This window comes from Pseudovibrio sp. SCP20, from assembly GCF_057774105.1.
In genome coordinates this window covers 650,337-675,545 of record NZ_JBYMDH010000002.1, presented here as the reverse complement: position 1 = coordinate 675,545, position 25,209 = coordinate 650,337, and the positions used below count along the sequence as shown (strand labels likewise).

Here is a 25,209-nt window from a genome sequence, read left to right as displayed (position 1 = left end):
GGGAAACAGCCCTAAACGAAAAGAACTCGCAATCGCACCTAAATTTCTCTTTCCAGCCGCGGCCCAATTTCTCTGAATTCGTTATTAAGATAAAAACTCAGAGTGGTCTTCCAGGCCGGCTGATGCGGCGCTCCCACTTCTAAGTAAGGCCAGTCCATCTCCTGCCCCTTCAACACCGCATGCTGCAACAGGCACTTGCCAACACCAGCACACCTGCCAGAGGGCACAACATAGAATTCAACGATCTCACCAAAACGCCCACCAGCATAAATGGCCTTTTTCTCCGCCAGAGTGATCAACCCCAGCAGCTCCCCTTGGGATCTGGCCAGATATGCCCAGTAGCGAGAGCCATCATCAGTCAGGATATCCTCCGCTGTGCTGCGGAACTCCCTTACATCCAGCTCATCATCAGGCCAAAGCTCACTCTCCATCGCAAAGACAAGTTCCCCCAAGCGATGGGCATCTGCTTCTCGGGCAGGCTCAACGGTAATCTCATCGAATATCACGGACCAATCTCCCTGATCTCAAATCGCCAGCCAGAGCCTAGCAATTTTGGGAGAGCCTACCCATTCTCAAAACTGGGAGAACCTGAACGCAAAAAGGCATCACTTCAGGGAGGCCTGATCACTCCCCTCCACAATGATGAAGCTATAATCGAACGGATACTTGGACCAGCGATGATAAGGCGCTGCTTCCTTATGGATCTCACTGGAAGGAAGTGGTTTCCCTTTCAGCTTCTCATAAAGCGCCTTCATATTGTCCGGCACAGCCTTCGTATGCCCCTTCCAAAGCACCGCAACAGGATAGGCATAGTTGATATCGATGCCGGAGTACTCAGGAATAGTCACCGCCCAGTTCGGTTTCAGATCCCCGATATTACCGGCAATACTGTGCGAGGTCGTAAGCACACTACGCACACCATACTGCGCCAGCGTATCAACAATAGCCTGCGACGGCAGCGAATGAGCACTCGGCTTCTTGAAGCTGCCATAAGCAAAGTTGAAAGGAATGAGCACAACGATGACCACAGCTAGAATACAGGCTGTTCCAAGCACAATCTTGGCCTGTCGCATGGAAACTTCAGCAAACAGCCATAGCGAAGCGACAAGCGGTGCCAGGAACAGGATCGGTTGAAGCCACCTGTCCTTCACATTGGTCGCCCCACTGGCAATCACAGAGATCGCAGCAATGATAAGCCCAAACACCACCACAAGCGTCAGCAGTTTACGAAGAGGCTCATTCACATACTGATCATGCTGCTCCTCATCCTTCCAGTAAAAGCTCGTCGCCCATGCACAGAAGAAGAGAACCACAGCAACAATGACGAACTGAAGCGCTGCATTGATGAGAGAAAAGAACCCAGTCAGAAAATGCCGCTCAACCTTATCAATCCCGAACTTATGAACCCGCGCATATATTAGATCCTGATTATCAAACATCCAAAATACTGGCGGAACCAAAAGGACCAAGGCAACACCAGCAGAAACAGCGATGTACTTGGAGCAAAGAAAGCGCCGCCCCTGCTCAATGCAAAACCCCGCCGCAATCAAAGCTGCAAATAAGAAAAGGTAATTGTATTTGGAAAGCGCCCCAGCCGCGATCACCACCCCAAACACAACAGCCCGCCACCAGCTCGGCTTTTGAATGCAGGAGATGAAAAGATAAACGGTCCACGCTGAACAAGCGAACATCAAAACTGAATGGCTCAAAGCCCGCTGCGACTCCCAGGAGATCTGCGGCAAAAACAACAACGCCGCCGTCCCAATCGCCGCCAAAGTCTTATCCGAGACTTTCCGGGCAGTCAGCCAAACACCCAAATATCCAAGGAACAACAGGGAGTTCTTCAGCAACGCCGTCGCAAATAGCCCTTTGCCAAACACCGAGAAGAAAATAATCGTCAACCACGTATAAAGCGGCGGCTGCGGCCCGTACCCAAGCTGAAAACTCTGCGCCGCAATAATCTGCTCCGCTTCATCCAAGCCCAAGACAGGCGAAGCAATGTACCGAACGAGTGTCTGAGCAATGAAATAGCCAGCAAGGAGCCAGACAAAATAGTCCGTAATGAACTCCGCCCAACTATCAGAAGCAATGGCACGTTGAATTTTTGGAAGGAAACCCTGATCTTGCAGCATCTGCACCATGCGCAGTTAGCGACGCTTGAGCGCCTTGTTTTCTTTCCCTCCACCATAACCAACACAACTAAGAATTGCCTTTCGGCATTCATTAAAACCAACCAGCCAATAAAAAAGCCCTCGCAAGCATTACCTGCGAAGGCTCAGAACAATTAGATTATGTCGCCTGTTAGTGGCGGAAGTGACGCATTCCGGTGACGACCATTGCCAGACCAGCTTCATCCGCTGCTTTGATCACTTCATCATCACGCATGGAACCACCCGGCTGAATGACAGCCGTTGCACCAGCTTCAGCTGCAGACAGAAGACCATCAGCGAATGGGAAGAACGCATCAGATGCAACCACACAGCCTTTGGTGAGAGGCTCAGCAAGGCCAGCAGCCTCAGCAGCATCCTCAGCTTTGCGCGCTGCAATGCGAGCGCTGTCCACGCGGCTCATCTGCCCTGCGCCGATACCAACTGTAGCACCGTCTTTCACGTAAACGATCGCATTGGACTTCACATGCTTGCCAACACGGAAGGCCATTTTAAGATCAGCCAGCTCCTGCTCAGATGGCGCACGCTTGGTCACCACCTTCAGATCCAGATCATCAACAACACCGCTGTCACGATCCTGCACCAGCAAGCCACCGGAAACAGTCTTCACATAAAGACCCTTTGCGCGTGGATCAGAAAGACCACCGGTCAGAAGCAGACGCAGGTTCTTCTTCTTGGCAATCAGCGCAATCGCTTCTTCTGTCGCATCAGGAGCGATAATCACCTCGGTGAAGATCTTGGTGATCTCAGCCGCAGCATCCGCATCCAGAGTTCCGTTCAGCGCGACAATGCCACCAAACGCAGAAACCGGATCGCAAGCCAGAGCCTTCTCATAAGCTTCTTTCAGCGTAGGCGCTTCAGCAACACCGCATGGGTTCGCATGCTTGATGATAGCGACAGCTGCTGTACGCGCAGGATCAAACTCGGAAACCAGCTCAAACGCGGCATCCGTATCATTGATGTTGTTGTAAGAAAGTTGCTTACCCTGTATCTGGCGAGCAGTCGCAACACCTGGGCGCTGCTCACCGGTTACATAGAAGCCTGCTGCCTGATGCGGGTTCTCACCATAACGCATCACTTCGTTCAGCTTGCCACCAATCGCGCGATAATCAGGAGCAGCTTCATCAATCTGCTCTGCCATCCAGTTGGAAACGGCAGCGTCATAAGCAGCGGTGCGGGCAAATGCCTTCTGCGCCAGCTTCTTACGAAGAGCAATTGGAGACTGACCGTTATGCGTATCCATCGCTACAATCACAGCAGCATAGTCAGCTGGATCAACAATAGTGGTCACATAAGCATGGTTCTTCGCTGCCGCACGGGTCATCGCCGGGCCGCCAATGTCGATGTTCTCGACACCGTTTGCATAATCAGCACCAGAAGCAACAGTGTCTTCAAATGGGTATAGGTTCACACAAAGAAGGTCGATACCGGTGATGCCATGCTCGTCCATCGCAGCAACGTGCTCAGCATCATCACGAATGCTCAGCAGGCCACCATGAACCATAGGATGCAGCGTCTTAACGCGGCCATCCATGATTTCAGGAAAACCAGTAACCTCAGAAATATCTTTAACTGGAAGGCCAGCCTCAGCGATGGTTTTGCGAGTTCCGCCTGTTGAGATCAGCTCAACCCCACGTTCGGAGAGAGCTTTTGCAAATTCAACAAGACCGGTTTTATCGGAGACAGAAAGAAGCGCGCGCTTAACCGATACGAGTTCAGGTATCGGAACGCCTTTGGAGACAACGGCCATGGGTAAAAGCCTTATTCTCTGAAAGAGGAAATAGAAGGGTTTGACGCCCGCCAAATAACACTTATTCACAGCCGTGGGAACCCATTTAATAGGGTGTAAGGCGGGTTTGACGGGTAACCTTTAGGAGCAGTTTACATCCCCTAAAGGGCATGGGAATAAATGACGTTAGGTCTTCCGCCGTCCCTTCGCAGATGCTGTCTTTCTCAACATCCATGTCACGCTCTGCGCTTCTTTCACACCAAGCGTAATCACGATCTGCTGCGTCTGACGATGGCCAAACACGTCAGACAGATAGATTGATTCTTCAACGGAGAACTCCAGCCCTTCAGCTGTAAACTCCCACGCCTCACCATCAGCACATTGCAAAACAGCAGCATCGCCCATCGGCAACATGGTGCAAGTGACCTGCGGATGAAGATGGAACCGAGTGGTCACCACCTCTTCTTCGGCCTTGTCAGATGTTGGTTTGAAGCGATCAATACCGTCCAGAACCGTGCCATCGCGTGAAAGCGTCAGATCACGTTCGTGAATAATCCCGTAGCGATCCACATATCCATCATGGCTCGCAATCACACGGTCAGAAAGATCAGTGTCCTGTCGCTCAGCAGAAACATCTTTCGGGCCGGACAGAACCGGATTTCCCAGCACCTTGTCGAAGCGAGATGATGTCAGGAAACGGCACGAGGAAGCATCACCAATGCCGGCAGTGGAATGAGCAGCGGTCGAACGTGCCACCATCTTCCACGCAACCTGCTCACGCGTAGAGACCCCGCAGTTCACCACAATACGGTTGCGCTTTGAGGAGAACTCGAAAGACAAACAACCAGCATGTGTGCTGTTAGAAAAGCGTGTCGGTGGCGGAGCACCAACATCCATCACCACCAGACTGTCACCGCCAGTCAGGCGTTGATAGCCAGAATGAGGCGCACTTACAGGAGGCGTTCCACGAGCATCATCATAAGCGAGGATCGTTGCAACCACATCACCCGGCGTGGAAGCCATGCCGTTGAAGTGGGCGAAGGAACCATCACCATGACGGAAGAAGCGGATCATCGGCATCATACGGTCGATGGATTCCATCATCACCGGAGACACTGTTTGCCCTTGCATCACAAGTGCCTGGCGGATCGGCAATAGATCAACGAGAATCTCGATGATGGCACCCGGATGCCGGGAGATATGCCCACCATCCGGAAGAATCTGGCGTTTCAGCTCCTGATCAAGCCGCTTCAACGCCTGCTTGATGTGGCGCCCCTGCCCGTCCATGGAAACAGTTGCACACGCATTTGCCATAGCAACGGTCAAACGCGGCAGCCCATCCGGGGCCTTGTTCATGGTCCGGCGAAGGAAACGAACCTGACGGAACAGCGAACGCATGAAGGCACGATAGAAATCAGCCTCACAGCCGGTCAACAACAATGGAGATTGCGCCATCCAGCTCAGAACACGGCGAGCAACAACTTCCTGCTTCCAGCCGATGTCATGCCAGCGACCACAGGTCTTGATCCAGTCTTCAACCAAAGCACGGGCATTTTGCTGTGCCATGTTGGTTTCCGCAGCACGCAAATGACGGAGCCACGAAAATCCATGCAGGGCTTTCGCCCATTGCAGATTCGGAGGCTCAACATCAAACGGAGATTGACCGCCAACTTCAACCAGATGCCCTGCAAACAGGAAGCGTCCGGCATAGATATCAGCAGCATTGGTAGCGTCTGCAGTACGAAGGTCCTGAGGAGCAATAAGAAGACGCGATGGCGCACTCCCGAACGAGAACATGCGGAACATTGATCCCCCGCGTGCCCAGTTCAGGCTGTTTTGAGCCATGTTTTGTGTCAAAAGGCTAAGGATTCTGAGCCTTTCGGACACCGTTGCGCCCGTCATACCCCTTCAGCTCTCCGCTATAGCGTATTCCTGAAAACCAAAGGCCTTCAAATAAGGAAACGCGTAAAAACAAAGATTTAGAGCGTGATCTATAAATGCGTTTTGCAACCGCACGCTCTAAACCAAACTTAATAAATGGTTTGCGCCCAAGCTCTTTAAATCTCGTTAACCATGCTCAATTTGCGCAAATCCTTAGTGACATTCCACCACCTCTTTTTACGAGAGGCGCAAACGAGCAGCGAAGAAGCCGTCCAGTCCACCGGATGTTTTGTCAGAAGATGGGTTCTGGCCCGGCATCGCACGGAAGTCACCTTGGGAGTTGATCGCCTCGGCAACGCCGCCGAGTTCTTCTGCTGTCACAGGAACGCGCTGCACCTCTGGATGCTCCAGCAGCAAGCGTTGAATCTGCAGCTCACCCTCTTCCTGTTCCAGCGAACAAGTACAGTAAACCAGCGTGCCGCCCGGTTTCAGCCAACCCAGTGCTTTTTCGAGCAATTCGTACTGCAGATCAGCCAGCTTGAGCACATCGTCTTCACGCTTTAGCCAAGCCACATCAGGGTGCCGGCGAATGGTTCCGGTCGCAGAACACGGCGCATCAAGAAGGATCGCATCAAACAGATCAATCGGTACAAATTCACGAAGATCAGAGACTTCAGTCTCTGCTTCCAAACCAACACGCTTTAGATTCTGTGTCAGGCGCTGCAAACGACGCGCTGAGATGTCGACAGCGTTAACATCTGCACCAGCTGCTGCCAGCTGCATGGTTTTACCACCCGGAGCCGCACACAGATCAGCAACCACTTTGCCTTTGATGTCGCCCAGCAAACGCGCAGGAACAGCTGCCGCAGCATCCTGAACCCACCATTTACCGTCATCAAAGCCCTCCAGCTTTTCAATTGGTCCATCTGGCTGAAGACGTACGGAATAACCAAGCTGCACTTCACCGCCCAGCTTCTCAGCCCACGCTTCACGATCAGCAGGGACAGTCAAGTCCAGATACGGCTCAGTCATATGCGCAGCGGACATCGCGCGCGCGGCCTCTTCACCGTAAACTTCGCACCAACGCGCAAACATCCACTCAGGCGCATTCAGCTTCTCAGCATCCTGCTCTGCAATAATAGCAGCACCTTCACGTGTTGCCCGGCGCAGAACCGCATTGACGAGGTTCTTGTATGGTTTCGCACGTCCATCACGACCTGCTAGCGTCACTGCGAGAGACACAGCCGCATGATCAGGCACTGACATAAAGAACAGCTGCGCCATAGCAACGTGCAGAATGTCGAGAACACGGCCAGTTTTCTCAGGGATTGGGCGATCAAGGAAGCGATCAATCACATCCTGTATCTGACCACGACGGCGCAGCGCAGTACCGATAATCGCACGAACCAGTGCCCGATCATTCGGCTCAAGACGCTTGTAGCCAGGATGGCCATTATTCAGATCAAGCTCACCGTCCAGCGGCATACGCTTGCTGAGCACTTTACCCAAAAGGTCCGTCGCTGCCTTACGAGCTGCATAACCGGGATCTTTGAAAGTGCCCTCTACGTTATCCGCTTCAGAAGCTTGGTTATTACCTTTTGGAGTCTTCGGTGCTCCAGAACGCTTTCTCCCCTTGAACTTGGAGTTTTTGCCCTGAGAGGATGTGTTCTTACGCTCTGCGCTCATCGTTGATCCATGTATTCCAGAATGTGTCGCCAGATCCTCGGCGCCAGCTATTCTTGTAAAGATGCATTCTTGCGTGAAAGGCTTCTGTCAGAAACCGGAGTGGACCATCTGGTTCCACTAGAAGTTTTGGCGGATTACTGCCAATTGTCACCATAGGAGAACTGTCAAATCCCGCTCGGCTAACCACAGAACCTTTAATATTGCAAAGACAATTTGGGAAGCTCGAATAGTTATTCAGGTAAACACGGCACAATCAACAAAGCAAATGCGGAAGACGCCCCGCATTCGCAGTTTTCTCTTGCTTTTTAGCCTTCTGGCTTAACCCCAAGGCCCTTTAGGCTTGCGAGGTTCATCGCGGCCAGGTCGCTCACCACTACGGCGCTGTCCGGTGTTACCAGCAGAACCCCATGGACCGCTTGGGCGGCGGGCATCACGCTGCGGCTGCACATTGGATGTTTCACGAACACCAAAATGACCGCCACCAGAACTTCGCATTTCAGAAAAACCACCCTCTGAGGCCATCTCACGAAGCGCGGCAATACGGTTATCCGTATTCGGGTGAGTGGAGAACAGGTTGTCCATGTTCTGGCCGGAGAGTGGGTTGATGATGAACATATGCGCCGTTGCCGGGTTATGTTCTGCATCCTCATTCACCACACGTGCCGCACCACCTGCAATTTTATGCAGCGCAGAAGCGAGCCACAGCGGGTTACCACAGATCTGCGCACCCATTCGGTCAGCCGCATACTCACGTGTTCTGGAAATCGCCATCTGAACCAAAGCAGCCGCCATCGGCGCCAGGAACATCATCAGGATCGAGCCAATCAGACCAAGCGGGTTATTACGGTTTCCGCCAAAGAAGAACGCAAAGTTTGCCAGCATGGAGATCGCACCAGCAATCGTCGCTGTGATCGTCATAATCAGCGTGTCACGGTTTTTCACGTGCGCCAGCTCGTGCGCCATCACGCCAGCCACTTCTTCTTTTGTCAGGCTATTGAGCAAACCAGTCGTCGCGGCCACCGCTGCATTTTCAGGGTTTCGGCCTGTTGCAAACGCATTTGGCTGCGGGTTGTTGATCACATAAACCTTCGGCATCGGCAATTCAGCACGTGCCGCCATGGTACGAACCATACCATAAAGCTCTGGTGCCTGACGTTCATCCACCTCCTGCGCATGGTGCATGGCCAAAACCATGCGATCCGAATTCCAGTAGGAGAAGATATTCATGCCACCGGCGATCAGTAGCGCAATCAGCATGCCGGTTTGGCCGCCAATCATGAAGCCAATACCCATAAACAAAGCGGTCATCGCCGCAAGCAGCATGCCGGTCCGTACATAGTTCATGGTTTCAACGCTCCAGTCTGTTCTCTAATTCGCCAATTTCGGCAGTCGTCTATCAATGAACGCAGTGCCCATTGCAAAACACAGGCTCTCGCGCCTATATCTAAGCCTACGCGATCATTGTGAAACTACCACTACCTGCTTAAGTGGTAGCTCCAAATGGCAAACGCAAGCTTACAGAAGCGATAAGCAGCATCAGCCAACGGGGATTGAAATGGAAAAAGAGAACAAATCAGCCGTCGAAAACTTCAAAGCACAAGAAGTTGATATGTCTGAACAGGTCGAAGAAGCACCCAAAAAACGCCGGTTCGAAGACCTGCCCCCGGCAGCACAGCGCGCTCTGAAAGAAGCTGAAGAACGCCGCGCTGAAATCGATGCCGCACAAGAAGCAATGCCAAAAGAACTCAATGGCCGCGGAGGCCTGGACCCTGCCCGCTACAGCGACTGGGAAGTCAAAGGCATCACAAGCGATTTCTAAAACATCTTAAACCATCGGACGATCATAAACAGAACCAGTCCGATTAGAACCAGCAGCGCCGTGACCACTGTAAATGCAACAGGGTCATGGCTTCCGGGAATGCCCGCAACGTTAATGCCCAGCAAACCCGTTATGAAGCTGAGCGGCAGGAACACAACAGCAATCGCCGCCATCATCAACATAGAGCGATTGGTTGTCTCAGAGCGTTTGAACATAATCTGATCGTGAACGATTTCAGCACGCTCGCGGATAGCATCCATCTCTTCTGCAATTCGAAGAGCACGATCCCCAGCTTCACGCACACGCCGTTTGTTGACGCGATTAACCCAGCTGAAATTCTCAATTTCAAAGTTTCGAATGGTATCCAGAAACGCCAGCATGCTGCGGCGAACGATTGTTGCGAACCGCCTCACCCGGGCCAGCTCACTCTCCCAGGGATGATCGCCGGTTTCCAAAACCACATCTTCCAGATGATCTATCCGATCTTGAAGCTCCTCAACCATGTCTTCTGCACGCTCAGCAATTGCCAGAACCAATCGCGCCCAGAACTCCGCAGTGCTTTCAGGTGGTACGCGCTTGTTGAAGCTTTCAACCAGACTACGAAACACCTCCAGCGGCTCATGCCAGACACAGATGATCCTACGCTCATCAACCCAAACATGGGCATATTCCATATCGCCGCTTTCCTGGCTGGGCAGTTCATTGAAGGAGTTGATCGCAATAAACACCCCTTTCGAACGCACATGACAATGCGGACGCACCTCTCGCGCAAGCAGCTCATCAATATCGCTGTGCTCTAACCCCGCCTCTTCGAGAAACTCTCTGTTCTGAGCGGCAACCCGTTGCAGATAAGCCCAATAAAATTCATCGGGCTCCAGCTCATAGTCACGTAGCTCTGCTAGTGTGAATCTGCGCATGCCTTTGGATTTGGAGAAAACAACAACAAACGAAGAATCCAGATGGATGTGGCTTGCTTCAATGTTTTCTGTGGTTTGCGCCATTTCGACAAATCCCGGCCCAAGTTCGATCCTAACTCAGCCAGCACATCAAAACCCACACTTCTAAAAAATCAGATGACAAACCCCAGAAGAAACACCTATTCAGCTTAGCGCACAGTAAATTGGTTAACAGCCAATTTACCAAAAAACACTAGAGTTTTGGTGCTCTGAGCAATTGTTGTAAATCATTCCTGCGAGAATTCTTGTGTCCACAAAAGAAGTTGAAAAAAAATCTAGCGGAGGAAACCCGTTTCAGCGGCTGAATCAACAGCTCGCTGGCATCGAGCCGGGTCTGGATCCAATCGTCATGACCATCGGCGAGCCGCGTCATGAACCTCCAAGCTACGTCATTGAAGTACTTGAAGAAAACAAGGATGGCTTCCGCAAGTACCCAGCTATCCGTGGCACAGATGAATTCCGCGCAGCTGTCGGCAAGTGGCTCAAAAACCGCTTCAGCCTGTCCGATGCCTTCAATCCGGATAAGAGCATTATTCCGCTCAACGGATCTCGGGAAGGCCTCGTGTTTGGCTGCGTCTCCGCACGCGACTATCTGAAAAAAGACGGCAAACCGGCTGTTATTTTGCCGAACCCGTTCTACCAATCCTACGGTGCTGGCGCTCATATTGCGGGCGCAGACGAAATTCTTTTGCCAGAACCTGCTGACGGAGTTCTGCCAGACCTGGATGCAATTGATCCGGACCTGCTGGACCGCACCGTCGCGTTCTATTTTGCCTCTCCTGCAAACCCTCAGGGTACCGTCGCGCCAATGGAGTACTGGCAAAAGCTCATCAAGCTGGCACGCAAACACAACTTCATGCTCTTCGCGGATGAATGCTATTCCGAAATTTACCGCGACACTCCGCCAACCGGCATCCTGGAAGCTGCTGAAGCGATTGATGGCACACTGAAAAACGTAGTGACCTTCAACTCCCTCTCCAAGCGCTCCAACCTGCCGGGCGCACGCTGCGGCTTTGCTGCTGGAGATCCTGAGTTCATCCAGTTCTTCGCTGATTTCCGCAACGTGGCCGCCCCTCAGGTTCCAATGCCTGTTCAGGCGCTGGCAGTACGCGCATTTGGCGATGAAGAGCACGTGATCGAAAACCGCCGCCTCTACAATGAAAAGTACGATGCAGCTGAAGAGATGCTCGCGCCACTCTTTGGTTCCGTACGCAAAGATGGCGGCTTCTTCCTTTGGCTGGACGTTTCCCGCTGGGGCTCTGGCGCCGAAGTCGCTGAAAAGCTGTGGCGTGAAACCGGCGTCAAAGCTCTCCCGGGTGCTTACATCGCCTCAGACATGCCGGACGGCTCCAACCCCGGTGACAAATACATCCGCCTCGCCCTCGTTGAATCTTTGGAAACCAGCAAGGAAGCGTTCCGAAGAATTTTGGACTCTCTGGAGTAATTGAATGCGTCAGGCTGCTGCAATGCAACGACCAAAAGCAAACTCTGTTTCACTGGCTGATACAGAGAGCCCGATAAAGCGCTTTATCAAAAGCAATCTGATCGTCATTGGCGGTGCGGTGATCCTTGTCATCGGCATCTGCGTGGCGGCAGCACTAGCAACATGGTCCACAGCCGACCCAAGCTTGAATCACGCAACCAATGCGGAGATCAACAACGCTTTGGGCCAAACCGGTGCCATTGTCGCTGATGTTTTGATGCAGACCATCGGGCTGGCAACAGCCGTGTTCTTGGTGCCCATCTTCATTTGGGGCTGGCGCCTGTCGCTCAAATACACCTCTGGCGTCACCCGCAAACGCTTCCTGACATGGTTTGTCGGAACAGTGTTGTTCGCGGGTGGACTGGCGGCAATTCCAGTCCCAACAAGCTGGCCACTGCCAACAGGTCTTGGTGGCTTCCTTGGTGACTGGGTGTTCTCCATCCCCTCCGCAATCCTGCCTGAACTCTCAACCGGCCTGCGCACCCTCACCGGTGCAGTTGGTCTCGGCCTGCCATCCATCGCTCTGCTGGCCCATGCTGCTGGCTTGATCGGTAAAGACTCCTCTCCGAAAGAGATCGCAGAGGACGAAACGGTTGAGGACGAGTACACACCTCACGAAGCTCTTCCATTCTCTGAAGATTCAGAGGACGATTACGAAGGTGAAAACAACCGCTATTACGCTGTTATTGGTGCCCTCAGCCACTGGAAGCTGATGGCAACCAGCGCGATCCAGCGGACCCTCTTCAAGCGCAAACCTGCTGCTGAACAGAACTGGCAGGAAGAAGAAGAGTACATTCAGGCACCGCACGATCCAAACCAGCCACAACAGCAACAGGAATACTACGAGGACGACCAGTACGACCCACAAGCACCGCAGCAGTGGGAAGAACAGGAAGCCTACGAAGAAGAGCCTGAGCAAAAAGGTGGTCTGGTTTCCCGTTTGAGACGCAAGGTGGCAGCAAAGCTGATGCCGGAGGAAGACGACGGCCTCAACGATTATTATCAACAGGAAGCGCAGCCTGCGCGCGATGATGTGCAGTTTGATCCGCAATACGACAACACACAACAATACGCACCGCAGAATGAGCCTTACCCTGAAGAGCAGTGGGAAGCCGCACCAGCTGGCCAGCCTGCTTATGACGAGCAAGGCTACGAACTCGGACCTGACGAGTACTACGAGGACGAAGACCTCCATCGTGGACCTCAGCCTGAAGCTCCAGTCGGGCCAATTGGCATCGCCAGCCCGGACGAACCTGAGCCACAAATGCAGCCGGTTCCGCAGCCACAGGCGCCACGCCCAACTCCGGGCCGCATGGTTCCACGCCCATTCGCGCAGGAAAAGCAGTCTACTGCCATCGTCAAACAGAAACCGTTTGAACTACCAAGCATCGAGTTGCTGGCAGAACCGCAGGCAGATGGCAAGCAGCGCCTGAGCAAAGATGCATTGGAGCAAAATGCACGCATTCTGGAAGGTGTTCTGGGTGACTTCGGTGTACGCGGCGAAATTATCGCAGTCCGTCCCGGCCCTGTTGTTACCCTTTACGAACTGGAGCCAGCACCGGGCATCAAGTCCTCCCGCGTGATCGGTCTGGCAGACGATATCGCCCGTTCCATGAGCGCGATCTCTGCACGTGTAGCAGTTATTCCGGGCAAGAACGCAATAGGTATCGAGCTGCCTAATGCCAAACGTGAAACCGTTTATCTTCGCGAACTGCTGGATTCTGAGGACTTTGATGAATCCAAGGCAAAACTGGCCATGTCTCTCGGCAAAACCATTAATGGTGAAGCCGTCATCGCCGACCTTGCCCGCATGCCTCACCTGCTCGTGGCAGGTACAACCGGTTCTGGTAAGTCCGTTTCTGTAAACACCATGATCCTCTCCCTGCTCTACAGGCTCACCCCTGAGCAATGTAAGATGATCATGATCGATCCAAAGATGCTGGAACTGTCCATCTACGACGGCATCCCGCACCTTCTCACTCCAGTTGTGACCGATCCAAACAAAGCTGTTGTGGCTTTGAAATGGACCGTCCGTGAGATGGAAGATCGCTACAAGAAAATGTCCAAGATGGGCGTGCGCAATATCGACGGGTACAACACCCGTGTTGAGCAGGCCATGAAGAAGGGCGAGAGCTTCACCCGTACAGTTCAGACCGGCTTCGATAAAAACACTGGCGAACCAATCTTCGAGGAAGAAGAACTGCCAATGGAGAAAATGCCTTACATAGTCGTGATCGTCGATGAGATGGCTGACCTCATGATGGTAGCTGGTAAGGACATCGAAGGCGCAATCCAGCGTCTGGCGCAGATGGCCCGTGCTGCTGGTATCCACTTGATCATGGCAACCCAGCGTCCATCCGTGGACGTGATCACCGGTACCATCAAGGCGAACTTCCCAACCCGTATCTCGTTCCAGGTAACCTCCAAGATCGACAGCCGTACGATCCTTGGTGAAATGGGCGCAGAGCAACTGCTCGGGATGGGTGACATGCTCTACATGGCCGCTGGTGGTAAAACCCAGCGCGTTCACGGCCCATTTGTTTCAGATGATGAAGTGGAAGACATCGTAAAGCACCTGAAGGAACAAGGCACACCAACCTATCTTTCCGACGTAACAGAAGAAACCGAGGAAGCTGGTGGCTACGATGCACTGACACAGGGTTCCGGCAACGCAACCAACGACCTGTTCGATCAGGCGGTGGCCATCGTCGCCAGAGACCGCAAGGCCTCTACCTCTTACATCCAGCGTCGCCTCTCAATCGGCTACAACCGCGCGGCGTCTCTTATTGAGCGGATGGAACAGGAAGGCATGATCAGCCCAGCGAACCACGCCGGTAAGCGCGAAATCCTGCTTCCGGACAATGAAGAGCAGTTCTGATTGAGAGCAATCCCGAAAAGTTGATCAGCCTTTTCGGAGATCACAAGGCAAATTTATGGAATTTGGGGCATATGCCCCATCTTCGCCTTATGGTAACGATAGCCTCTCAAAATGAGGGTTCACAAACAACCGCCGGCTGAAGATTTAGAGAAGAGTTAATCAACTCGCCTTACGGTTGTTCTACGAGTTTTGACAGCGGAGTTTTATTTATGATTGCATCTCAGGCGATCTCTTTTGGTAGGATTGGCAAAAGCCTCGCAATTGCTGCAGCGCTTTTTATTGGTTCTGTCCCACTGACCGCGGAACACTCCGCCGCTCAAACAACCCAGCAGGCTCAACCGGTCGCACTCACCAACGTGCAAGCCATTGATGCGGTGAGCAAGTATTTCAACTCCGTACGCAACATGCACGGCAAGTTCGTACAGTTCGGCCCAACCGGTGGCCGCGTTGAAGGCCAGTTCTTCATCAGCCGTCCGGGCAAAGTCCGCTTCTACTACAACAAACCGTCCACGCTCGACATCATTGCTGACGGCAGCATGGTCTCCGTGAAGGACCGTAAGTTGCAGACCCAGGACATCTGGCCACTGTCTCAGACCCCGCTGCGCTTCTTGCTGGCAGACAAGATCGACCTGAAAACGGATGCAAACGTCACCAACGTGGTTGTTGAGCCAGACCTCATCACAATCACCATCGACGACAAAACCCGCTTCACCTCCGGTCGCCTGACGCTGATCTTCGATGCGCGCGACTACAAACTGAAGCAGTGGACCGTACGCGATGCACAGGGTTACGACACCTCTGTTGCCATCTACGATGTGGTTGAAAACGGCGCAACCAACCCGGATCTGTTCAAGATCGACTACATCGCAAATTCCCGTCAGCGACGCGGCAACAACTAAAGCGTTGATCCAAATTCTGATGTATGAAGAGGAGTGCTTCGGCGCTCCTTTTTTATTAGCTTGAGTATGTGAATGCAGTTTATCCCGGTTTCACCCGACCAGCCGAACCTCCCTCTAGCCCCGCGCCTGCTTGCAGAGCTGTGCCAGGAGAAGGGCATCAAACTCGCCCTCGACAGCGAGTTCTTCTATTTCGGCTACATTGAAACGGAAGACGGCAAACGCTTTCCGATTAAAGGTGGCGCCTTCGCACTCAACAGCTACGCCGCCGGAGAATCCGCCAAAGACAAAGATTTCTGTGGCCGCCTGCTCCAAGATGCAGGCCTGCAAACCCCGGACTTCAAGCTGATCCACTCAGACAAAGCCATCCGGCAACTGAGCACCGCAAACCCACATGTGGCGCAAAGTCTGAACACACTCACCAAAGCCCCGGCAATCGCTGAGACCCTTGGCTATCCGCTCTTCATCAAGCCCAATGAAGGCACGCAAGGTGTTGGAGTACAGAAGATCTCTGATGAGGCAGAGTTGAACACACGCCTCGCAGCAGCCCTACAAACCAATGATCGCATGTTGGTGCAGGAAGCTGTCTCAGGCCGCGATTACCGCGTTATCGTGCTCGATGGAACCATTCTGGCGATCATCGAACGCCGCCCTCTCTCCATTTCAGGAGATGGCACCCACACCATCGCAGAGCTTTTGTCAGAGAAGATCAAAACTCTCACCACCCGCAGCGGTGGGTACAAGGTGGAAAGCAACGACCCGCGCATCCTCAAAGCCATTCAGGAAGCTGGCTATGATCTGACCAGTATTCTGAGTGATGGCCAGCTCCTTCAGCTACTCTCCAATGCCAACCTTTCAACGGGCGGCGAAGCTGTCGACGTCACCGATATCGCCTCACAAAGCTTCAAAGATCTGGCCGTGGAAGCAGCGAGCGTCTGTGGTCTGCGGTATGCCGGTGTCGATATTCTCTGCGAAGACCTGAGCATCAACGACGCTCCAGCCCACGTGCTTGAACTCAATGCTGGCCCCGGCCTGACTAACTTCTGGCAGGCCTCTCCTGAGCATCATCACCGTGTCCGTGACATTTATCGGGGTGTACTGGAAGCCATGCTTCAACAATCAGCTTGATTGTAATGTTATACTATTACAATAATATCAGCATAACTCCATCCATCAGGAACCATAAGTATGCTGCTGAGCGAAACGCCGACCCAAGAACAGGCTCGCAAACGACCAACAAGAGAAGACGCCGAAGCCGCTGTCAGAACGCTGATTGAATGGTCAGGCGATGATCCGGAGCGCGAGGGACTACTCGATACCCCTGCCCGCGTCGCACGCGCCTACGAGGACTTCTTTGCAGGATATGAAACAGATCCCAAGCAACTGCTGACACAAACCTTCGAGGAAACAGACGGCTACGATGATCTCATCGTTCTGCGCAACATGCGCCTGGAATCCCACTGTGAGCACCACATTGTGCCGATCATCGGCAAAGCCCACGTTGCCTATCTGCCCGCAGGCCGCGTTGTCGGCATCAGTAAACTCGCACGTGTTGTAGAGGCCTATTCCAAACGCCTGCAAATTCAGGAAACACTCACCGCTCAAATCGGAGACGCCATCTGGGAGGCTCTTCAGCCCCGCGGTGTCGCTGTTATCGTGGAAGCAGCGCACATGTGCATGACCACAAGAGGCATTCGCAAGCCGGGCGTATCAATGGTCACACGGTACTTTGAGGGAGACTTCAAAACCAACACCACAATGCGGCAGGAGTTCCTCTCACTGCTGCATGCCCCCTCAGGAAACTTTGGCTAACGAAGCAAAGCCCATAACAAAAAGGCCTGCATCTCTGCAGGCCTTGAAACTTGTTGGCTTACCAAGCGCCGAGCTTAGTCTCTGGCGTATACTTTTCACCATCAACATGCTTGACCACAGCCTGACCGCAAATGGTGACGCCTCTGGTGGCATCGTAGGTCATGGTTGGAGAACCTTGCAGCTCCCAACCTTTGTTGAGTGCTTCAGTCACGCGGTGACAAAACTTCGCGGAATCCGGTTCGGTGATGAGGCGGTAAAGGCGCATATCCATTCCCTTAGGTTCTTTAAATCTTGGCGGAACCTATCAGCCACACCAGACAGAAGCCAGAGCTTTAAACACGCGCACTGTTCAAAATTACGCGTTCACGTGCCGCTTGATAGCTTCTGCAATCGCAACGGTTTTCCGACCAATATCCGCATGCAGACGCTCAACCATCTTGCCATCAACCTGCACTGCACCCTTGTCCTGATTTTCAGGCTGTTCAAACTCGGCAATTATCTTCTTCGCCCACGCGACCTCTTCAGCACTCGGCGCAAACGCGGAGTTACAAGCAGGCAGCTGTTTCGGATGGATCAGCGTTTTACCATCCAACCCCATGTCTGCGCCTTGCTGACATTCCTCAGCAAAGCCCTCAAGATCAGAGAAGTTGTTGTAAACACCATCCAGAATGTCAGCCCCACCAACGCGCGCGGTCGCCAGGAATGTCATCAACCAAGGCATCAACGCTGCACGGCCCGGAAGGATCTTCGCGCCACTTTCTTTGCTCAGATCATTGGTGCCAATGATGAACACATCGAGACGGTTATGTGGATCTTTCGCCGCTTCCGCGATCTCAGAAGCATTCAGGATTGCACCCGGTGTTTCCAGCATAGCCCAGATGCGAACGCTCTCAGCGCCCTGCTCTGCCAGATAATCCGCAACCGGCTGAATGTCAGCAAGGCTCTCCACCTTCGGCAAAAGCACAGCATCCGGCTTGGCAGCAACAGCCGCTTTCAGATCGTCATGACCCCATGGGGTTTTCATGCCATTGATGCGGATAACAAGCTCACGATGGCCATACCCACCACCGGCAACAGCCTCACACACCTGCACGCGTGCCATCTCTTTGGCATCTGGTGCAACAGCATCTTCCAGGTCCAGCAGAAGCACATCCACATCCAGCCCTTTGGCCTTCTCCAATGCCCGTGCATTTGAACCTGGCATGTAAAGCGCACTACGACGCGGTCTGATGGTGTGAGCTTGCTCTGAGCTAGACATGGCACTTCCTGTTGCGTTGCAAAATCAAAGCAGAGTTTAGAACCAGCAATCCGCCTTAACTACTCACCATTCGGGCTAATTGCGAGTTTTGAACCGCCAAACACTAGGCCTTTGGCTGCAATTCGCCTTATGCTGCCCAGCAACATCAGCTTTTGCGGCAACGCAGAGATGCAGAGACAACCAGCACTCTCCCAATGAGCCAGCCACTGGAAAGAAGCATCCCACAAATTTCGCGGTCCTATAAGACTTTCGCACCTTGATTTTAAGGGATTTTTGGGGTCACTCTATAACGCAAAATCAAACGAAGGAACGGGAAGAGGTATAATGGCTGACCTTTCTTACAGAGCCTTAACACCCGCTGATGCGCCAGACTTGGCCCCTCTCATCGCAGAGAATGCACAAGCTTTGAAGCGCGGAGCTCCACGTCGTCCTGACGAAGTCTTCGCAGAGCGTCTGATCGAAGACAAGTCAATCGAGATCATCGGTGCATTTGAAGAGGACACGCTGGTCGGATTTGCCGCTTTCTTCGATATTCCAGACCTGATCTCCGGCCTGCGCATTGGCCAGCTGGATGATATCTACGTGATGCCGGACCACCGCCACAAAGGCATTGGCCGCACACTGGTAGAGCAGATCTCCAAGATCGGCAAAGAGCGCGACTGGCTTCATGTTCGCTGGCTCGTGCCAAACAAGAACAAGGTCGACAACAGCCTCTTTGAAAATCTGGCAGAACCAGACGACAAAGACAGCTTCATTGTCCCGATTGACCGTCTGGCACTTGCTTAAACCAAAAGCGGCTCTTACGAGCCGCTTTCTTTTATGATCAGCTGAGGCACAGGCCCCAGATCAAAGAAGGCGATACGGGCCCGGCCGTTCTCAATGGTCACTGGGATCTTGAGCGTCGGAACACCATTCACCGCACTTCCCTGCCCAATACTCATTGCAGTCTTCTGCAGTGATTCAAGCGTCTTGGACCCTTGTGGGAACAGTGGGCGCAACACATCTTCCAACTGATGAATGCCGGTAATCACCAAAGGCAGAGTGCCGTTCAGACGGCCCTGACGGTCAATCACCAGATCACCCCCTGTTTTGACGGAAAATTCGCCGCTCTTCAGATGCAGATTGGAAACGTTGACCTTTAGCTCTTCATCAACCATCAAATCAGCAATATTGCGAACTTTGCCATCCAGAAGCTTAGAACCCTCCGGCAGCTGCATCACAAGGCTGATATCAAGCGGCACATCATCAGACACCTGACCCGCTGTCAGACCAGTCACCAGTAGTGATAAGTCCAGAGCATCTTCATTGCCTTCAACGCGGCGCATATGCGCTTCAGTCAGTTCCGCATCGAACTCAACAGACTGGTCACCAATGGTGTAGGTCAGCTTTGGCTCTTTAAAAACAGCATCCAGTTTCGCCGGTTTGCTGTCTTTCGCAATCACGCTTGCCTGTGCCGTTTTCCAATGCGCGGAGTACGCCGGACCAGCCTGACCAAAGGTCGCCTCTGCTGGGCCTGTTGCTTCAAAGATCACGTGAGTTGGATTGTAGGCCAACGCAACACCACGTAACTCATTGATAAAGTACCACTCTCCATTCTTGTCCATACGGAACGGAGTACAAGTCAACTCAAAGCGGAACGGGTAGCCACCCAGCTGCTGGTTGCCACACTCAAGGCTTCCACCATCTGCTTCAGCAACCTTCACACCATTGCGAATAACGTCCGAAACAATACCGCGTCCAACTGCCCAATAGGCGGACCAACCGCCAATAATCAAGGCGACAAGGATCGCCAAAACGAAATACGCCGACTTTCTTGGAGGCCGGGATACTTTTGGTTCAGTCATCTACTCTCCGTTACCCTCACACGTCGCTGTGAGTTGCATGCTGATTACGAGCCTGATAGGCGTGTCACTCAAAGAATTCTACGAGAAAATAGTTATGCGAGATTTATGGATATTTGGCTACGGCTCACTAATTTGGCGTCCTGGCTTTACTTATGAGCAAGCTGTCCCGGCAATTTTGCATGGTGTCCATAGATCTCTTTGTGTGTATTCGTGGGTTCATCGTGGGACTCAAGACAACCCTGGACTGGTATTTGGGCTGGATAAAGGCGGTGCCTGCATCGGCATGGCATTTCGGGTCGCACCGGAAAACTGGCATCACACACTAGAGTACCTCCGCGAGCGCGAACAGCAGACCATGGTGTATCTGGAAACCCACCGCCGCATCCGTTTGCTGGATGAAGACGGCACCAAAGTCCGCGCCGTGACATTCGTCGCCGACCAGAAACACGAGCAATATGCAGGTGCGTTACCGCTAGAAGACCAATTGCAGATTGTAAAGGGGGCTGTGGGGCAGTCTGGCGCAAATCCGGAGTATGTACTCAACACTCACGCGCATATGAAGGAAATGGGTATTAAAGACCAGAACGTCGAATGGCTGGCACGGCAGCTTTCTTTATAAAGCGCGGATCAGACTATTCGTCTTCCGGCTTGATATAAGAAAAGATCCCCGTACGCAGATCATTATGAGCGCGATCCCTCTCCGCGCTGTCTTCTGCCAAAAGATGTACGTATGCATCCTGCGAAGGTTTCAGCGCTGGCATCGGGGTCTTGTCATTCGACATACCCTGGTGGCCAAGCCAAAGAACCGCTTCGCTCTTCTTGTCTGTGATCAGAACCAGGTTCTCCGCATAGTCAGCAACCTCTTCCGGAGAGATCCGGGTAAAGAGGTAACGATGGCCAGAGGCGCCAGACCAGTACTTGAACTGACTGCCCGCTCCTAACTCTTCTGACACCCGTGGAGACGTTCCACTCGGCAAGTGATCATCAAACAACGAGTACTGCAACGCACTCTCCTGATTTCTCCTGCTACTTCCCATAGTACTTTATAGAACAAACTGCGAACATATTACAAGTTGAGCCAGAGCATTGTCAAAAAAGAAGCCGCCTTTAAGGCAAAGGCGGCCTTCTTCCTTTGAAACATCTGATTTCCACGCAAAATCTTTATTTTTTCTTATATTCTGCCTGTCGTGCACGGGCTTCTTTGATGATGATGTTATCTGGCGTCGCTTTTTCAGCCTCATCCAGCAAACGATCAGAAGCACCTTCGATGCGTTCCTGCAAAGTTTTGAAGAACTCATCAGGCTGCAAACCCGGTTGGATCGGCTCAAGGAACTCACCTGTGATCGTACCTGGGAAACGGAAGAACCGGCGGCGCGGCCAATACACACCAGAGTTCAGCGCGACTGGAACAACCGGGCAGTTCAGCGTCTTGTATAGGTGCACAATGCCATACTTGTACTGCGGCTCAGCCCCTGCAGGGCGGCGCGTACCTTCTGGATAGATGACAATGTTCCGGCCTTCAGCAATCGCCTCAGCAGCCTTCTTGGACATCTCTGAGAGCGCTTTGCCCTTCTTACCACGATCAACAGGGATCTGGCGGAACTTCATCAGGTACCAACCAAAGAACGGAACATAGCGCAATTCCTTCTTCAGAATATAAGTCGGCTGACGGTAATACTCTGCAAGCGCAAAAGTTTCCCAGGCAGATTGGTGTTTGGAAACAATGATACAGCCGGTGTCAGGGATATTCTCCAGTCCCTTCACTTCAGACTTTACCCCTGCAACCCAACGCAGCAAGAACTTTTCTGTGCGCGCCCAGAACGGAATAAGCCACCAGCAATACCGAACAGGAAGCACAAACAGGAACATACATGCCAGCATGATGATCAAGGTGCTGATGTAAAACAGCACATTGAAGAGAATAGAACGCAGGACGATCATAATACCTTCACAACCATATCCGCATGGCCCCCGCCAAAGCGAATTCAGAGTTTACTTTACGAAGTTAAGAGGAGTGTTTTACCGGAAAGACAGTATCCAGCTCAACTCGCAGCCGAACGAGGATATACTTCACATATTCGCGCAGGAGAAGCTTTGTTATTGAAGAACTTTCATACCAATGCTCCAAATCCAGCTCTTTATGGTAGACAGGACTTGGATAAAGGTCAGCTTCTGGCAGGCGAACCTGCAATTCTGCCAATGCTCTAGGCATGTGATAGGCGCTGGTTACCACCAGCAGCGAGTTGAACTGATTTTTTCTGACCCAGCTCGCCGTTTCTTCAGCATTTCCGATCGTGTTGAGCGCTTTCCGGTCCAGATCAACGCAGCAATCAAACAACCACATACGCTTGGAATTAAGCCGAGCAATCTGCTTGGCGCTGGTTGATGGATGCACACCAGAGATCAAAAGCCGCTTCGCGCTGCCAGTCTCCAGAAGATCCAGACTCTGCGAAATCCGGTCGCGACCACCCGTCAAAACAACAATGCCATCCGCGTGTTTCGGCACAACAGCCTGAACAGCAGGCTGCAAAACTTCCACAAACCACAGGAAGCCCGCGGCAAATGCTACGGAGCAAATCAGAAACAACAGAAAGAAGAAACGGACTGCGCGCCGCACAAACGACTTCCGGCCAGAACGCTTCCCAGCGCTGGCTGATACCGGTTCTTGCTCACCGGGTGCTTTAAAATTGGCCGCAGTATCGCGCGTATTCAAAGAATGCTCCATGATGTGGCTACATGCTTATAGCCACAAACCTGAACGAATAATTTCCTGACTACATATCAGAACTGGCGAAAATGGGAAGAAAACGGCGCTTAATCCATATTTGCCAAATGTCTGTGGACAGCGAGACGGGATGTGAGCGCAGTCAACACCGCCACCAGAGCCACAACGGCAACAACACCAAGATAACCAATCGTGCCCACCTGAGCCGATCCAAACAGCGCCTGCACCTGGTTTCCGCTCACTGAGGTCACATCAGAACTTCCAAAGAACCCGATGATCAGAAAGCTGACAGCCGCAATCGTGCCGCCAATGATTCCGCCTTTAAGCCCAAGCCACAGGAAGTGTCGCTGGAACTCAGAAGCAATAAAGCTGACCTCTGCCCCAACAAAGTGCAGAACTTCAACCACATCCTTGTTGCCGGACATCGCTGCCTGTGTCGCAAAAATGACGGAGAGCACCATAGAAAACAGCACGAGCACCAGAATACCAAAGCCCACCAGAACCGCAGTATTCGCCATGGCAGACAGCTGACGGTTCCAGACGCGGTGATCATCAACCGATGCAGCCCGGATGTCCTGCTCAATCTGCGCTTTCATCTCGGCAAGATCCAGCAGTTCAGGATCATTGATCTCAACCAGAACCAACCGCGGAACCGGCAGTTCCTCAAGCTCCAGCCCGGCACCTAGCCATGGCTGAAGCAATCCTTTGGTTTCTTCATCAGAAAGCGCACGCGCTTCTCCAACCCCCGGAAACTCTCGAACCAGCGCCAACGTGCGATCAATCTCCTGCAACATGTTCACGCCATCTGCAGGACGGATCTGCACCGTCACTTCACGCACCAGATCATTGGTCCAATCATTGGCTGCATCATTGACGATGGCCACAAAACCAACCGTCAGACAGGCCAAAAAGCTCATGATCGCCACAACGAGCATAAGCGCCTGACCAGAAATCGCCTGCGGAGGAACAATCGGAGCTGGCTTTTCTCGGGAACGAAACTTCAGCGGAGAGGGCTTGGCAGGAGCAGCCTTTTTGATCGGACGCCCCCCCTTGCCCTTGCCTTTCGGCGGCCCTTTGCGAGGCGGTCCAGGTCTTTTCTGACCGGCTGGCGCTCTCTTCGGGCCTGACATAGGCGGCTCTCGTCTTTGCTGAGTATCAGTCATGAACAGCCAACCGCCCGTCGTTGAGAATAAGATGTCGAGCTTCCACCTGCTCCAGCAAATGGAAATCGTGGGTCGCGATCACCACGGAGGTACCAAGCCGGTTCAGCTCAATAAACAAACGCAGCAAACGACGCGCCAGTGGCGGATCCACGTTACCCGTCGGCTCATCCGCCAACAGAACTTCTGGCCGCGTAATCAACGCCCGCGCAATCGCAGCACGCTGCTTCTCACCACCAGAAAGCACCGGCGGCAGCACATGCATACGGTCACCCAGCCCCACCCACTTCAGCAGATCAATCACGTCCGGACGATACTCTGCCTCAGACTTTCCAGCCACACGATGCGGCAGAGCCACATTTTCGTAGGTGGTCAGGTGGTCCAGCAAGCGGAAGTCCTGAAACACCACACCAATCCGCCGACGCATCGAAGGCAGCTCAGACTTGGTAATTTTGGTGGTGTCCTTGCCAAAAACGGAGATCAACCCGCGTGTCGGGCGCATGGAGAGAAACAATAGACGCAGCAAACTGGTTTTGCCAGCACCTGAAGGACCGGTGAGAAACTGAAAAGATTGCGGCTCAATGGAAAAGGTCAAATCCCGAAGCACTTCAGGGCCCATTCCATACCGAAGTCCCACATTCTCAAAGCGTATCACCGAAAATTCCCCTAGCAGACGTGAGGTTCCGCCTTATCAGAACAATGAGGCCAAACTCGTGCAAATCACTCTAAAAAATAATTTTCTCGCGTTCAATTTTAGAGTGAGATTACCCCTGCAAATTTATGCGAGCCTGTTCCTTTGGATATCCCTTGAATAAATTAACACTTCATTAAGCATATAAATGCCCTGATAGGTTCAAGAGAATTAGTTTAGGCACTCAATCTAACTCCAAGCCCCTGTATTTAGGCTAGTCAAA

23 protein-coding genes are annotated in these 25,209 nt (G+C 52.7%); 8 read left to right on the top strand and 15 right to left on the bottom strand.

Translation table 11 applies throughout. The features are described from left to right. Window positions 1–38 precede the first annotated feature (38 nt). The 6 genes from AC3CB2_RS11545 to htpX all read right to left on the bottom strand — a co-directional run bounded on the left by AC3CB2_RS11545 (window position 39) and on the right by htpX (window position 8,808). Window positions 39–506: a GNAT family N-acetyltransferase gene (locus AC3CB2_RS11545; protein ID WP_352932107.1), complete on the bottom strand. Its 468-nt coding sequence runs from the start codon at window positions 504–506 to the stop codon at window positions 39–41. A 99-nt stretch (window positions 507–605) separates the two neighbouring features. Further along, the gene (locus tag AC3CB2_RS11540) at window positions 606–2,132 is read right to left on the bottom strand and encodes an ArnT family glycosyltransferase (RefSeq protein ID WP_352932109.1); all 1,527 of its coding nucleotides are present in this window, start codon (window positions 2,130–2,132) and stop codon (window positions 606–608) included. A 169-nt stretch (window positions 2,133–2,301) separates the two neighbouring features. Further along, on the bottom strand, window positions 2,302–3,918 hold the full coding sequence (gene purH, locus AC3CB2_RS11535; RefSeq protein ID WP_352932110.1) for a bifunctional phosphoribosylaminoimidazolecarboxamide formyltransferase/IMP cyclohydrolase: 1,617 nt from the start codon (window positions 3,916–3,918) through the stop codon (window positions 2,302–2,304). Window positions 3,919–4,083: 165 nt separating this feature from the next. Beyond that, complete coding sequence (locus AC3CB2_RS11530; protein WP_352932112.1) at window positions 4,084–5,742, bottom strand: heparinase II/III family protein; 1,659 nt, start codon at window positions 5,740–5,742, stop codon at window positions 4,084–4,086. A 273-nt stretch (window positions 5,743–6,015) separates the two neighbouring features. Continuing rightward, a complete protein-coding gene (locus AC3CB2_RS11525; RefSeq protein ID WP_352932114.1) occupies window positions 6,016–7,464 on the bottom strand; it encodes an RsmB/NOP family class I SAM-dependent RNA methyltransferase in 1,449 nt (482 codons plus the stop codon). Between the two features lie 318 nt (window positions 7,465–7,782). After that, window positions 7,783–8,808, bottom strand: coding sequence for a zinc metalloprotease HtpX (gene htpX, locus AC3CB2_RS11520; protein WP_352932116.1), 1,026 nt, complete (start codon window positions 8,806–8,808; stop codon window positions 7,783–7,785). Window positions 8,809–9,073: 265 nt separating this feature from the next. Here htpX and AC3CB2_RS11515 point away from each other — a divergent pair, with 265 nt between their 5' ends. After that, window positions 9,074–9,283: a DUF1674 domain-containing protein gene (locus AC3CB2_RS11515; RefSeq protein ID WP_208608957.1), complete on the top strand. Its 210-nt coding sequence runs from the start codon at window positions 9,074–9,076 to the stop codon at window positions 9,281–9,283. On the opposite strand, the gene AC3CB2_RS11510 is transcribed toward AC3CB2_RS11515, so the two are convergent. Further along, on the bottom strand, window positions 9,280–10,284 hold the full coding sequence (locus AC3CB2_RS11510; RefSeq protein ID WP_054784837.1) for a CorA family divalent cation transporter: 1,005 nt from the start codon (window positions 10,282–10,284) through the stop codon (window positions 9,280–9,282). The two genes, AC3CB2_RS11515 and AC3CB2_RS11510, sit on opposite strands and share 4 nt — an antisense overlap. 202 nt (window positions 10,285–10,486) lie before the next feature. On the opposite strand from AC3CB2_RS11510, the gene AC3CB2_RS11505 reads away from it, so the two are divergent. The 5 genes from AC3CB2_RS11505 (at window position 10,487) to folE (ending at window position 17,308) form a co-directional block, all read left to right on the top strand. Next, complete coding sequence (locus AC3CB2_RS11505) at window positions 10,487–11,683, top strand: aminotransferase class I/II-fold pyridoxal phosphate-dependent enzyme (protein ID WP_352932118.1); 1,197 nt, start codon at window positions 10,487–10,489, stop codon at window positions 11,681–11,683. Between the two features lie 4 nt (window positions 11,684–11,687). After that, window positions 11,688–14,600 (top strand): DNA translocase FtsK, encoded by a 2,913-nt coding sequence (locus AC3CB2_RS11500; RefSeq protein ID WP_352932120.1) that lies wholly within the window; start codon window positions 11,688–11,690, stop codon window positions 14,598–14,600. A gap of 209 nt (window positions 14,601–14,809) precedes the next feature. Then, complete coding sequence (locus tag AC3CB2_RS11495) at window positions 14,810–15,499, top strand: outer-membrane lipoprotein carrier protein LolA (RefSeq protein WP_008550309.1); 690 nt, start codon at window positions 14,810–14,812, stop codon at window positions 15,497–15,499. 72 nt (window positions 15,500–15,571) lie between these two features. Next, window positions 15,572–16,624 carry an ATP-binding protein gene (locus AC3CB2_RS11490; RefSeq protein WP_352932122.1) on the top strand — a complete coding sequence of 351 codons (1,053 nt, stop codon included), beginning with the start codon at window positions 15,572–15,574 and terminating at the stop codon, window positions 16,622–16,624. A gap of 60 nt (window positions 16,625–16,684) precedes the next feature. Continuing rightward, window positions 16,685–17,308 carry a GTP cyclohydrolase I FolE gene (gene folE, locus AC3CB2_RS11485; RefSeq protein ID WP_352932124.1) on the top strand — a complete coding sequence of 208 codons (624 nt, stop codon included), beginning with the start codon at window positions 16,685–16,687 and terminating at the stop codon, window positions 17,306–17,308. A 58-nt stretch (window positions 17,309–17,366) separates the two neighbouring features. On the opposite strand, the gene AC3CB2_RS11480 is transcribed toward folE, so the two are convergent. Further along, complete coding sequence (locus AC3CB2_RS11480) at window positions 17,367–17,573, bottom strand: DUF1737 domain-containing protein (RefSeq protein ID WP_008550451.1); 207 nt, start codon at window positions 17,571–17,573, stop codon at window positions 17,367–17,369. A 90-nt stretch (window positions 17,574–17,663) separates the two neighbouring features. Continuing rightward, the gene (locus AC3CB2_RS11475) at window positions 17,664–18,566 is read right to left on the bottom strand and encodes an HpcH/HpaI aldolase/citrate lyase family protein (RefSeq protein ID WP_352932126.1); all 903 of its coding nucleotides are present in this window, start codon (window positions 18,564–18,566) and stop codon (window positions 17,664–17,666) included. A 324-nt stretch (window positions 18,567–18,890) separates the two neighbouring features. Between AC3CB2_RS11475 and AC3CB2_RS11470 the strand changes: the two genes are divergently transcribed. After that, the gene (locus tag AC3CB2_RS11470; RefSeq protein ID WP_008550746.1) at window positions 18,891–19,352 is read left to right on the top strand and encodes a GNAT family N-acetyltransferase; all 462 of its coding nucleotides are present in this window, start codon (window positions 18,891–18,893) and stop codon (window positions 19,350–19,352) included. Between the two features lie 14 nt (window positions 19,353–19,366). On the opposite strand, the gene AC3CB2_RS11465 is transcribed toward AC3CB2_RS11470, so the two are convergent. Further along, entirely contained in the window at window positions 19,367–20,410 is a 1,044-nt protein-coding gene (locus AC3CB2_RS11465) for a DUF2125 domain-containing protein (protein WP_008550581.1), read from the bottom strand. Between the two features lie 37 nt (window positions 20,411–20,447). Between AC3CB2_RS11465 and AC3CB2_RS11460 the strand changes: the two genes are divergently transcribed. Beyond that, a complete protein-coding gene (locus AC3CB2_RS11460) occupies window positions 20,448–21,029 on the top strand; it encodes a gamma-glutamylcyclotransferase (RefSeq protein ID WP_306303373.1) in 582 nt (193 codons plus the stop codon). A 13-nt stretch (window positions 21,030–21,042) separates the two neighbouring features. Here the strand turns inward: AC3CB2_RS11460 and AC3CB2_RS11455 are convergent, their stop codons facing one another. The 5 genes from AC3CB2_RS11455 to ftsE form a co-directional block, all read right to left on the bottom strand. Next, on the bottom strand, window positions 21,043–21,414 hold the full coding sequence (locus AC3CB2_RS11455) for a hypothetical protein (RefSeq protein WP_208608887.1): 372 nt from the start codon (window positions 21,412–21,414) through the stop codon (window positions 21,043–21,045). Between the two features lie 157 nt (window positions 21,415–21,571). Beyond that, window positions 21,572–22,351 (bottom strand): lysophospholipid acyltransferase family protein, encoded by a 780-nt coding sequence (locus AC3CB2_RS11450; RefSeq protein ID WP_008550395.1) that lies wholly within the window; start codon window positions 22,349–22,351, stop codon window positions 21,572–21,574. A 64-nt stretch (window positions 22,352–22,415) separates the two neighbouring features. Further along, window positions 22,416–23,123: a YdcF family protein gene (locus AC3CB2_RS11445; RefSeq protein WP_208608888.1), complete on the bottom strand. Its 708-nt coding sequence runs from the start codon at window positions 23,121–23,123 to the stop codon at window positions 22,416–22,418. Between the two features lie 101 nt (window positions 23,124–23,224). Next, the gene (locus AC3CB2_RS11440) at window positions 23,225–24,298 is read right to left on the bottom strand and encodes a cell division protein FtsX (protein ID WP_352932130.1); all 1,074 of its coding nucleotides are present in this window, start codon (window positions 24,296–24,298) and stop codon (window positions 23,225–23,227) included. Next, complete coding sequence (gene ftsE / locus AC3CB2_RS11435; RefSeq protein ID WP_041767788.1) at window positions 24,291–24,950, bottom strand: cell division ATP-binding protein FtsE; 660 nt, start codon at window positions 24,948–24,950, stop codon at window positions 24,291–24,293. Before ftsE ends, AC3CB2_RS11440 begins: the two co-directional genes overlap by 8 nt. Window positions 24,951–25,209: the final 259 nt, after the last annotated feature.

Excerpts from the sequence above, each read along its gene's own strand:
- AC3CB2_RS11495 (WP_008550309.1), top strand. The coding sequence starts at position 14,810 with ATGATTGCATCTCAGGCGATCTCTTTTGGTAGGATTGGCAAAAGCCTC.
- AC3CB2_RS11460 (WP_306303373.1), top strand. The coding sequence starts at position 20,448 with ATGCTGATTACGAGCCTGATAGGCGTGTCACTCAAAGAATTCTACGAG.
- AC3CB2_RS11510 (WP_054784837.1), bottom strand. The coding sequence starts at position 10,284 with ATGGCGCAAACCACAGAAAACATTGAAGCAAGCCACATCCATCTGGAT.
- htpX (WP_352932116.1), bottom strand. The coding sequence starts at position 8,808 with ATGAACTATGTACGGACCGGCATGCTGCTTGCGGCGATGACCGCTTTG.
- AC3CB2_RS11490 (WP_352932122.1), top strand. The coding sequence starts at position 15,572 with ATGCAGTTTATCCCGGTTTCACCCGACCAGCCGAACCTCCCTCTAGCC.
- AC3CB2_RS11480 (WP_008550451.1), bottom strand. The coding sequence starts at position 17,573 with ATGCGCCTTTACCGCCTCATCACCGAACCGGATTCCGCGAAGTTTTGT.
- purH (WP_352932110.1), bottom strand. The coding sequence starts at position 3,918 with ATGGCCGTTGTCTCCAAAGGCGTTCCGATACCTGAACTCGTATCGGTT.
- AC3CB2_RS11440 (WP_352932130.1), bottom strand. The coding sequence starts at position 24,298 with ATGACTGATACTCAGCAAAGACGAGAGCCGCCTATGTCAGGCCCGAAG.
- AC3CB2_RS11470 (WP_008550746.1), top strand. The coding sequence starts at position 18,891 with ATGGCTGACCTTTCTTACAGAGCCTTAACACCCGCTGATGCGCCAGAC.
- AC3CB2_RS11540 (WP_352932109.1), bottom strand. The coding sequence starts at position 2,132 with ATGCTGCAAGATCAGGGTTTCCTTCCAAAAATTCAACGTGCCATTGCT.
- AC3CB2_RS11450 (WP_008550395.1), bottom strand. The coding sequence starts at position 22,351 with ATGATCGTCCTGCGTTCTATTCTCTTCAATGTGCTGTTTTACATCAGC.
- AC3CB2_RS11465 (WP_008550581.1), bottom strand. The coding sequence starts at position 20,410 with ATGACTGAACCAAAAGTATCCCGGCCTCCAAGAAAGTCGGCGTATTTC.
- AC3CB2_RS11530 (WP_352932112.1), bottom strand. The coding sequence starts at position 5,742 with ATGGCTCAAAACAGCCTGAACTGGGCACGCGGGGGATCAATGTTCCGC.
- folE (WP_352932124.1), top strand. The coding sequence starts at position 16,685 with ATGCTGCTGAGCGAAACGCCGACCCAAGAACAGGCTCGCAAACGACCA.
- AC3CB2_RS11475 (WP_352932126.1), bottom strand. The coding sequence starts at position 18,566 with ATGTCTAGCTCAGAGCAAGCTCACACCATCAGACCGCGTCGTAGTGCG.
- AC3CB2_RS11500 (WP_352932120.1), top strand. The coding sequence starts at position 11,688 with ATGCGTCAGGCTGCTGCAATGCAACGACCAAAAGCAAACTCTGTTTCA.
- AC3CB2_RS11525 (WP_352932114.1), bottom strand. The coding sequence starts at position 7,464 with ATGAGCGCAGAGCGTAAGAACACATCCTCTCAGGGCAAAAACTCCAAG.
- AC3CB2_RS11515 (WP_208608957.1), top strand. The coding sequence starts at position 9,074 with ATGTCTGAACAGGTCGAAGAAGCACCCAAAAAACGCCGGTTCGAAGAC.